Origin of the sequence: Streptomyces sp. NPDC002785 (assembly GCF_040295565.1) — a bacterium.
Lineage (GTDB): Bacteria > Actinomycetota > Actinomycetes > Streptomycetales > Streptomycetaceae > Streptomyces.
In genome coordinates, this window is the sequence record NZ_JBEOVN010000239.1 from 1 (window position 1) to 9975 (window position 9975).

Here is a 9975-nt window from a genome sequence, read left to right on the forward strand (position 1 = left end):
GCCCATTGTGGGGCCGGACCACCAACGCGGTTGCTCAGCTGGCCTGCGGGTGGGGTTGTTGTGCCGGCTGGGTGGTGGTGAGGGTGCGGCCTACGGATCGTTGGAGTGCGTCGTGGATGCCGTCGGCGTAGAGGAGTCCGCCGAGGTCGGCGCGGGCTTTGGCCAGCGGTGAGTGGGCCTGGAAGGCGAGGGCACCGACGAGGAGGGAGAGTTCGGCGGTCGTGCGGTGGGCGGTGTCGACGGCGTGTGCTTTGACGCCGCGGGACCAGATGTCGCTATGGGGGCTGCCGGCGGCGGTGATGGTGGCGGCGCCGAGGGCGTGCAGGAGGGCGGCGTTGAGTTCGGCGTGCGTGCGGCCGAGGGTGACCAGGGCGTTGTCGCGCAGGCGGCGGATAAGGCGGGTGTTCAGGCGAGCGGTCAGGTTGGCGGTGACGGCGGTGTGGGCTCCGGCCGCAGTTCCCAGCGCGGTGGCGGCGACCAGCGGGCGGAAGTGGGCGAAGTGCCGGCGGAAGACGCGCAGCCCGTCCCCTGTTGTGCTCAGCAGGTCCTGTGGGTGCAGGGGGACGTCGGTGAGGGACAGGTTGCCCCAGGCCCAGCCGCCCAGTCCGGCCGGTGGGATGGTCTGGCGTTGCAGTCCGGGGGTGTTGGCGTCCAGGACGGCCGCGGTCAGCTCTCCGGCGGGGTCCTTGAAGAAGACGACGAAGCCGCTGGCTTCGGTGAGGCGTGAGACCCAGCACTTCTCGCCGTTCAGCAACCAGCCGCCACCGGGGTGTTCGGTGGCCTGTGTGGTGATCTCCTGCAGGCGGCTGCCGCCGTGGCGTTCGGTGGCCGCGATGCCGACCAGATCGCCTGCGGCGAGCCGTGCGGCCCAGTGCCGGCGGACCGGTTCGCAGGCGTGGCGCAGGATCATCCGGCCGTGGCCAGTGCCGACGGTGTCGCGCAGGTCCAGGTCGTAGAAGCCGCAGAGGAAGGCGGTCAGGGCGTCGGTCAGTGCCAGGGCGTGCGGGGCGAGGTCGGGTACGGCGTCGGGCTTCCTGAGGGCGGCGAGGTGGCGGCGCAGGGCGAGCAGGTCGGTGCTCGTGGGCGGGCCGGTGTGGGTGGTGAGGGCCTGGACGAGGTGGGTTTCCAGGGTGCGCAGTTCGTCGAGCTCGCGCTCACCCAGCCCTGGCAGGGCCGGTTGGAGGGGAGCAATCCAGGTGGTGACGCAGAGAGGTTGCATGGTGTGTTCCCTCACGGGTCAGCAGGTCGTGGCGGGGTGGGGGCGGGCCGGGGAGCCGTACACGGTGGTGCCAGGGGCGACGTTGCGGGTGACGACGGATCCGGAGCCGACCAGGGCGTGTTCGCCGACGGTGATGCCGGCCAGGACGGTCGAGCCGGAGCCGACCTTGCAGCCGGTCTCGAAGCGCGGCGGCAGGAGGGTGGGGATGCGGTCCGGCTCGCGCCAGATCAGGTGCTTGTCGTTGACGGTGCGGATGCCCGCCCCGAGGAAAACATCGTCCCCGAGCACGGTTTCGGAGGTGAGGTGGGAGAGGGGAGAGCAGCGGACGCGGTCGCCGAAGTGGCAGGCGCGTTCGATGACGAGGAAGTGGCCCAGGACGCTGTCAGCGCCCAAGTGGCTGTGGCTGCGGATCAGGGTGTGGTGTCCGACGGCGGTGTTGTCGCCGATCCGGGTGCCGGCGTAGACGACTGTGCCGGAGCGCAGGGTGGCCCCGTCGCCGATGTGGGTGTCCGTGCCGGTGCCGGGGTAGGTGTGGCCGACCGCGTAGCCGGTTTCCGGTTTGCCGATGACGACGTGGTCCTCGATGCGGACGCCGTCGCCGATGCGGGTGCCGCCGTGCAGGATCGTGAAGGCGCCGATGACGGCGTGGTCACCGATCCGGACCGGGCGCAGGGTGCCCTGCTCGTCGGCCGGCTCGATCAGGGTGTGGGGGCTGATGCGGCAGCCGGTACCGATCTCCAGTAGTCCCAGGGACAGTAACTGGGAAAGGGCGGCGGTGGGGAGGGTGGGAAAGAGGGGTGTCCCCATGACGGGGCCTCCGTTCGAGGGTGAGGGTGTGCCGAAGCACCGACGGAGCATTAGAACTAGGACTATCGTCGACACCGGCAAGAGTGTCGTCAATAGGGCTAGGACTATCGCGTGAGGTTGTCCGAATCCGCATGAAACAGGAGGTACGGATGAGCAGTCCCGCCTACCGGCAGATGGCCGCTGAGCTGCGCGGCGCCATCGAGGACGGGACCTACCCCGCGGGCGGCACCCTGCCGAAACTCGTCGACCTCGCCCAGCGGTACGAAGTGGCCAAGCAGACCGCGCGCGAAGCCCTCGCCGAACTCGAGGCCGAGGGCCTCATCGACGTCACCCGCCGCAGGGGCACCATCGTCCGTCCCCGCCCGGTCCGCCGGCGCCTCACCCGCAGCCGCCAGGTCTACCGCGACGAACGCGGTTACTACTTCGACCCCGCCGCACAGCCATGGACCGCTCTGGAACCCCCCACCATCACCTGGGCACCCGCCCCCCGCGACATCGCCACCCTGCTCGGGCTTCCCGAAGGGCAAGAAGGGGAGGACGTCCTGGTGCGCGACCGCCTCATGGGCGATGCCGCCACCCACACCCCCCTGCAGCTGGCGACCAGCTACCTGCCCGCCCCCCTGGCCCGCGGTACCCGCCTCGCCGAGAAAGACACAGGCCCCGGCGGCATCTACGACCTGCTCGAACACATGGGCCACGCCCCCCTGTCATGGGAAGAGGCCGTCAGCGCCCGCATGCCCACCCCCACCGAGAGCGAATGCCTACACCTTCCCAAAGGCGTCCCGCTGCTCCGTATCCTGCGCACCACCACAGGCCCCGACAACGCCGTGCTGGAAATCAACGACACCCGCATGTCCGCCGAAACTTTCGAAATCGGCTATGGCCTCACCCGGCACACCAGCGCACAACAGACCTGACCCGCACGACCCACAGCCGGCCAGCACGTACGCGGCGTCTCGTACGACGCTGTGCCCGCCGAGTACCTGGAGCGCCTTCCGTAGTGGAGCAGATGCTGGGGTCGCGCCGCCCGTCCGGCTGGGTGCCGGTCAAGGCTGGCAGCCGCGGACCGGGGCGGAGAGTCCTGCACGCCATCGACTGCAAGGAAGCGACACCGGGAGCGCCAGTCCTCAGCCTGGGCGGCCCTGGACGCGGCGCGGCAGCCGGACTGGCCCCGATGCTGAACGGCTTTGGTGAGGGTTAGGACGGTCCGAGATTGGTCGGGCTTTCGTGGCTCTTGGGTGCTGCAGCCTGTTCAGGCGGGGTGCGTGAAGTGATCAGCCGGGTGGTCAGCTCGACCGTCGCGAGGTACCACCAAAAGATCCAGTCGAGGAACGCGTCGTCGTAGTCACCGTGCTGCCCGGCGTTGCGGTGGCGCAGGTCGTACCGGTTGGCGATCTCGAACAGGGCCCCTTCGTCCTTTCCGAGGTGCTCCTTGATCAGGGTGCGGCGCTCCTCCAGGACCCGCGCGAGGGCGACGATCGCCGACCGCTTGTTCTCGGTCGACGTGTCGCGTCTGCGGAAGAGCGCGATGGCGTGGTCGACGTCGCCGAGGATGCCGGGGGCGCTGTCGTTGAGGGTGCGGTGAAGCAACTCGCTGCGTGCGTCGTCGGTGACGGCGACCAGGCGCCCGAGTTCCTCGCCCTCCGAGGCCAGCTCGTACTCGATGCCGGCCTCGCCCAGCAGCCGGTTGACCTTCCACCGGTACAGGATGCGGGCCGGGCCGTGATGGAACTCCTGGTGGTGCCAGCCGCAGCCGCTATAGGGGTGGTGCCATCGTGTGCGGGGTCGGCTGACCAGGTCGTGGAAGACTTCGATGATGCCGTAGAAGGTGTCTTCGTCCCAGGTTTCCCAGCTCAGGGGCCACAGACCGGAAATGCCCAGGCGGTCCTCGATAATCTCGGAGGCGTCGGGTAGGTCGTCGTGGTCGTCGACGCAGTACGCTCCGAACGCCTCGGCCAGGTAGCCGTTGTCGACGAACGTACTGATGAGGCGGGCGAAGTTCTTGCGGGGGTTTTGTTCTGCGCGGCCGTCCCGGGAGGCTCCCTGGCCATTCCGGTGGGGCCAGTACGGGCGTGGCACTGCCGCGTGCTGGAGCTCGGAGGCACGTCCGAGGAGCTCCCGGAGCCAGGCGCGCTGCTGGTCCTTCTCGGGTTTTTGGGCGGCGCCCCAGCGGCTGGCTGTGCTGGCCCAGGGATCGCCTGTCGGATCCGTGGCTGCGGGTATCTCTGCGAAGTCCGCGGCGGGCGTGCTGCCGACGAGGGCTTCGGTCAGAAGCCATATGACGCGCTCGTCCCAGGAGCGGTCCGCAGCGCGAAGGGCATGCTCCCCTTCGGCCACGAACAGCGGCGTGGGCCAAAGCAGTTCGTAGTTACTCAAGTCCAGACTCACCACCTCATCATCACCCGTCTGGTAGATAATGCGGGCCCGGTCGTCGGACTGGCACCACGTGCACGAACTTCCAGCCCGCAGATCCGCGAGCGAGCGCGGACAGACCGGTCCAGGCTCGTGGGCTGTTCGAGGCGCGGTCCCTACAGGCCGAAGTCCAGGTTCAGCACGTCGTTGATCTGGACTTCCTGTAGAGAACCGGCGCGGCGGCCGCCGTCCTGGAAGTACACCTCGCGGAGCGCGTCGGCGGCGAGCTCGCGCAGCCGGTCTTCGCCTGCGCCCTGCTGCTGGGCGTCGAAGAGGCGGCCCGCATGCTGAGGTGGAAGGGCCACGGTGAGGTGTCGGATGCGGTCCTCGTCCGTCGTGCCCATCGGTGCCCCGGCGTAGCCGAGGCGGGCGTGGACGTCGATGACGATGCCGCTGGTCGTCGCCGCTTTCTGTCTGGCCTTGGCCCTGATCTGTGGCTGCCACCGCCTCTTGACCTCGCTGTCCAGCCGGGCGGCGAGGTCCGGGCGGGGCTTCTTGATCTGGTCCTTCACGTACCGCTCGACGGTGCGCTGGGAGACCCGCAGCTTCTGGGCCACCGCCTTGGTGCCGCCCAGCTGCTTGACCAGGTAGCGCATCTGCGCGCCGGCTGACTTCGGCGCTGGGCGGGTGAATGCCTTCTGCACCGCCTTGTCGAGGCCCTCCCCGAATTCCTTGCTGCTCATCGCCTACCTACTCCCCGTCGTCCTTGTTGGTGACGATGCCGTCCTTGATGTAGCGGGCGAGGTTGAGCTCGGGGGCCTTGTACTGCTCCCGGACGCCCTCTCCCCACAGCACGCTCTGCGTTCCCTCGTGCTTCACCAGACCCGGGTTGACCCCGAGCTTGAAGCCGCCCGGCAGCGGCTTGCCCTCTCGGTAGGGCAGGAAGTCCAGCGGCGATTGACCGTCGACCGCGTAGACGACGCAGTCGGAGTTGACCGCGACCGGGTACTGACCGGTGAACGCCGCGTGCTTGACGAGCTTGCGGTGAAGGTTGATCCGGACGCGAGAGATGACCGCGGCGCGGATATCGGGCCGCCAGGTGGGCCGGGACAGCGCCCGCCACGGCTCGCCGGGGTTCCATCCCTCGCCGCGGGGCCGCTCGCGCAGCTTGCCCAGGCCGCCCTTCACCGTCGCCTTGACCGCCGAGACGACGAGTCCCAGCTCCGGGTCGCGGCTCTTGTAGCCGTCCATCGCCGTCAAAAAGTCCTGCGGCGACAGGTCTGCGTCGACACCGAGGTCGGCCATCGTGGTCAGGTAGGCGTCGCGCAGCCGGTTGTACCAGCCGTCCAGGTAACGGCCGTTCTCGTAGCGGACGTACGCCTCGGTCGGCGCGACGTCGTACCCGAGTTCCACCGCGTAGGCGACGGTTGGTGTCGCGTACCAGGCCGGCCCCTCCGGGCGCTCGCCCTTCGGCGTGAACGGGCCGGGCAGCATTCCGCCGTCCAGCTCTGCCCATTCCTTGCCTACCTTCACTCGGGACAGGTCGACGTGGCTCAGGTCGACCAACCAGCTTCCCGGGAGCTTCGGGTCGAACACTGGGTTCTTGATGTGCGTCGGCTCACCGAGGCCGACGTTCAGCCCGTTCGCTCCGGCGGCGAACGCCATGTTGACGTCCAGGCCCACGAGGTTGCGGCGCAAACATTCGTCATCGGTGAGCGGCCTCGCCCAGTCGTACGCCTCCTCGAACAGCTTCTCCGCCGGACCGCGGACGTGGAAGCGCGGCAGGTTCTTGAGTAGCGGGTGCCCGTCCGGCGCCTCGCACGGCGCGCAGTCGACCGGCTCCTTGCCCAGCGAGCCGGGGTTGTGCTCGGAGTGCCGCTTGCCCTCGTCGTCCAATTCGGAGGCGCGGGTCGCCGGGTGCAGCGCGGTCATCAGCTCCAAGCCGGTCACGGCCGTGGAACCGCGCGGCGTCATCACCCGCGACGCGTATACACCCAGCACCCGGGCGAGCTCCGCCGGCGGAAGCTGCGCGGCGGTGCCCCAGTGCCGGATGTCCAGCGCGTTCCACGACGGGATGCACAGCTGCACGCACTGGCAGTCCGAACCCTTCGCGGGGCGGTAGATCCTCGCCCACGGCCCGAACCCGCGCTTCGTCAACTGCCACTGCGCACGCGTCAGCTGCTTGATGACCTTGTGGCCCTCCGGGATCCGCCCGGCGCGCGTCTCCTCCTCCGTGAGGGTGACGGGCAGGCCATAGCGCTCAAGGGCGGCTTCGGTGAGTACGATCAGCGGGTCAGCCGGCTTGCCCGGACCGGACATCTTCGGCTGACCGAGCTTCGCCTCCTTGAGGATCCAGTCCACCAGGGACGGCAGGCTCTTGGCAGGCACGTCCAGGACCAGGCCGCCGACGCAGTACGCCAGCACCTTCCCATCCTCGACATCCACGACCGCCAGTGGACCGTTCTCGAACCGCGGGTCCATCTCGCCCGCCGGGGCTGCGCCAGGGCGGCGCGCCGTCGAGGATGTCTGCCTGGTGGTGCGCGTCGGACGCGGCGCGACCGCCGGAGCAGCGGCAACGGGAGTCGGGGCAGGGGTCTGAGTGTTCTCGGTTGCAGTCATTTCCGTGGCCTGGGGCGCCGGACCGGTGGACTGTGGCCGTGCTTCCGCCGGGGCGGGCACAGAGGTGAACGTGGCCGGGACGGCAGCGTCCTGGTCGGGGACGTTCGTGTCGGCCGGGGCGGGGTAGAGCTCCGCGAGCTTGTCCAGCAGCCGCGCGTACGCGTCGCGCTCCGGCGGGCGGGGCTCGGTCTTGCCGGACTCCCACCCACTGACCGTGGCCCGGCGTACCTTCAGGGTGGTGGCCACCTCATCGATCGTCAGGCCGTGCGCGGCACGCAGGCGCTTGCGCTCCGCCGGGGGTGGCAGTGTGGCGCGGGACGCGAGCAGGGCGTCGACCGCATCGAACAACTCGGACATGGAGCACCTCCTGATCCACAACCTACCCCACGAAGCGTACATGTTGCGTACGTTTGCCGTACGAAGTGCGTTCGGTAGTGGAGGTGTGCACACCTCCGTGAGGTGGCATGTGTCCCGCGCCAACGAACCTTGAGCGCGTGCCATCGAAGTTTGAGCAGAGACGAACGGCACGCGGTCAGCGCCACTTCATCAGGAAGTGCAGCAGCCAACGAGCATGAGCAGTGCCGTCCGCTGATCTATCTGCCCGTTCATCCGTTGGGTCCTCCCTGCGCCTGTGTTGCCATCGCTGCCACCGGCAGATCTACCGTGGCACACCCGAACCGGATGATGACCGGTGCGCGGTGCACGCCACGTAGTGAGCTCAGCTCAGCTGCGTTGCGGGGTGTGGCGGGTGGTGGGGTCGATGCGGCTGAGCGCCCAGCGGATGAGGTCCTTGCTGAGGGTGAGGTCAGGGTTCTCGGCGAGTGCGTCGTGGAGGAGGAGGGTGATTCTTGCCCAGTTCCGGAACGATCCGTGGCCGGCCATGTCGTCGGTGTACAAGACCAGTTCGGGCTGTGCACCGGCCCAGATCCGTTGGTAGGCGGGGATGATGGACTGGACTTCGGTCGGCGTGAGGGGGCTGAACTGGTACCAGTCGAGGATTCGGGAGTGCAGGGCCGGGTTGTTAAGGATCTTCTGCCGGGCGTTGCCGCTGCCGACGAGGATGATGGCGGCGCGGCGGGCGTCGTCGCCCCACAGCATGCGGAAGTACTCCAGTGCCTTCGCGCCGAGCCCTTGCACTTCATCGATGAGCAGGACGTGTGGCTTTGCTTCGAGTGCGTCCTGGATGTGCTGGTCGCAGGGGCCGACGGCCTGTGGCGGTTCTCCTGGCAGGTCGAGGCGCCGCCAGAGCTGGGTTCGGATTTCGTTCATGTTGGCGCCGTTGTTGTAGCGCAGCCGGACGGTGGTTTCGGGGGCGCGGCGGCGTAGGACGGTGTGGACGGCGAAGGTTTTTCCGAGGCCCACGTGTCCGTGGATGCAGACCATGGCGTTGTGTTTGATGGCCTTGAGGATCCGGGCTTCGGTTTCTGCTACGGCTTTGGTGGCCATGGCGTTGGCTCCGGTGAGACCCAGGTAGTGGTCCTGGCTGGGCGGCGGAAGCTGGCTGGGGCGAGGCGAAGTGGTGGGGGTGGTGTTCACGGCTGGTCCTTGGGGGGTGTCGGCGGCCGGGGTGGCGGGGCGGTGTCAGGGTTGAGGGGCAGGGTCCATCCGGCGTCGGGTTCGGGTAGCTGGATGAGGTCGGGCAGTGCCTCTGCTGCCGGGTTGAAGCCGTCGAGGGCCCGCAGGTGCTCGAGGGCTTCTTCCTCGGGCATGACGTCCAGGGGTACGGGTGGGGCAGGGTGGGTTGCGGCCGCGTAGCGGGTGTTGCGGTTCTTCTCGGCCTCCTTCAACTGGGCGCGCAGGCGGTCGGCTTCGCGTCGCCTGGCTCGTTTGAGGCTGAGGGTCTGCTCCCGGGTCGCCTGTCGGGCCATGACGGCGGCGCCGAGATGGCGGCCGGTTTGCGGGTCGTAGAGCTCGACGCGGTGATCGTGGTGCGGGAGGTAGCGCAGGTTGACCTTTTCGCCGACGCGGCCGTGCATCCAGTCGCCGATGTAGTTGCGTTTGCGCCAGCGGACACCGCCGTTGTTGATGGTCAGGGGCTTGCCGTGGCGCTCCAGGGTGTAGGTGTGGAGGTCTTCGGCCGTGACGGTTTCGATGAGCGCGGGGTCGGCGTCCCATGCTTGGCGGGGGGTCTGGCCTTCCAGGCGCCTGGGGGTGCTTTCGTGGTTCCAGCGGTGGACCCATTCCAGGACCAGGCCGACGAACGCTTCGAAGTGGAGCAGTGGCTGGTCGGGGTCGACGGGTTTGCCACCGTGGAGGGTGGGGGCGTGGGTGTAGCCGGGCATGCCTGCGAACAGGGTCTTTTTGATGGCGCCGTTGACTGCTTCGACGTTGCCTTTGCCCTCGGGGGTGAAGGGTGGCAGGGCGATGATTTCGGTTCCCAGGACGCCGAGTGCTTCCTTGACTGTGGCGCACAGGAATTCTTTCCCGCCGTCGACGCGTAGGTATGTGGGGATGCCGCCGAACGGTCCGTGGTGTTCGTCGATGAGGATGGCGTCGCGGATGGCGACGAGGACGCCTTCGCGGCTGGGGCGTTGTGGGCTGATGGCGAGGCCGCAGATGGCTGAGGTGGCGCAGTCGACGAAGAAGGTGATCCATGGTTTGCGGGTGTGGCCTTCGATGCGGACTTTGACGCTGGCTTCGACGTGGTCGGTTTCCCAGGCGTAGTTGCGGTGGTGGCGGTCGCGTTCGCCTGCTATGTCGAAGCGTCGTCGGGCCTTTTCTCCGCCGCGGAGGCCGGCTCGTACTCCGGGTGTGAGGGCTCTGTTCGTGGCGCGGTGGAAGGTGGGCAGGGAGGGGACGGGGTGGCCCGCGGTGCGTAGTTCCCTCCATGCGGCGGTGGCGTTGCCGCGCCAGCGGGCTACCGCGTCGAGCATGAGTGGGGTGAGGGTGAAGCAGGGTCGGTCTTGGGGTTGGTAGGTGCCGTTGTTGGCGCGGGCGTTGGCGAGCCAGCGGTCGACGGTGCGGGGGTCGACGCCGAA

The 9975-nt window shown here is 68.7% G+C and carries 8 protein-coding genes; 1 reads left to right on the top strand and 7 read right to left on the bottom strand.

What is annotated here, in order from left to right:
- Nucleotides 1-34: 34 nt before the first annotated feature.
- A complete protein-coding gene (locus ABTZ94_RS33290; RefSeq protein WP_351206488.1) occupies nucleotides 35-1219 on the bottom strand; it encodes an acyl-CoA dehydrogenase family protein in 1185 nt (394 codons plus the stop codon).
- An 18-nt stretch (nucleotides 1220-1237) separates the two neighbouring features.
- On the bottom strand, nucleotides 1238-2026 hold the full coding sequence (locus ABTZ94_RS33295; protein ID WP_351206490.1) for a DapH/DapD/GlmU-related protein: 789 nt from the start codon (nucleotides 2024-2026) through the stop codon (nucleotides 1238-1240).
- A 149-nt stretch (nucleotides 2027-2175) separates the two neighbouring features.
- Here ABTZ94_RS33295 and ABTZ94_RS33300 point away from each other — a divergent pair, with 149 nt between their 5' ends.
- Complete coding sequence (locus ABTZ94_RS33300; RefSeq protein ID WP_351206492.1) at nucleotides 2176-2943, top strand: GntR family transcriptional regulator; 768 nt, start codon at nucleotides 2176-2178, stop codon at nucleotides 2941-2943.
- Nucleotides 2944-3223: 280 nt separating this feature from the next.
- Here the strand turns inward: ABTZ94_RS33300 and ABTZ94_RS33305 are convergent, their stop codons facing one another.
- The 5 genes from ABTZ94_RS33305 to ABTZ94_RS33325 all read right to left on the bottom strand — a co-directional run.
- The gene (locus tag ABTZ94_RS33305; protein ID WP_351206494.1) at nucleotides 3224-4414 is read right to left on the bottom strand and encodes a hypothetical protein; all 1191 of its coding nucleotides are present in this window, start codon (nucleotides 4412-4414) and stop codon (nucleotides 3224-3226) included.
- A 140-nt stretch (nucleotides 4415-4554) separates the two neighbouring features.
- Complete coding sequence (tpg, locus tag ABTZ94_RS33310) at nucleotides 4555-5121, bottom strand: telomere-protecting terminal protein Tpg (protein WP_351206496.1); 567 nt, start codon at nucleotides 5119-5121, stop codon at nucleotides 4555-4557.
- A 7-nt stretch (nucleotides 5122-5128) separates the two neighbouring features.
- Nucleotides 5129-7354, bottom strand: a complete 2226-nt coding sequence (tap, locus tag ABTZ94_RS33315; RefSeq protein WP_351206498.1) for a telomere-associated protein Tap — start codon at nucleotides 7352-7354, stop codon at nucleotides 5129-5131.
- A gap of 366 nt (nucleotides 7355-7720) precedes the next feature.
- Entirely contained in the window at nucleotides 7721-8533 is an 813-nt protein-coding gene (locus tag ABTZ94_RS33320; protein ID WP_351206500.1) for an AAA family ATPase, read from the bottom strand.
- On the bottom strand, nucleotides 8530-9975 hold a 1446-nt coding region (locus ABTZ94_RS33325), incomplete at its 5' end, for a TnsB C-terminal domain-containing protein (protein ID WP_351206502.1). The genes ABTZ94_RS33325 and ABTZ94_RS33320, both read right to left, overlap by 4 nt.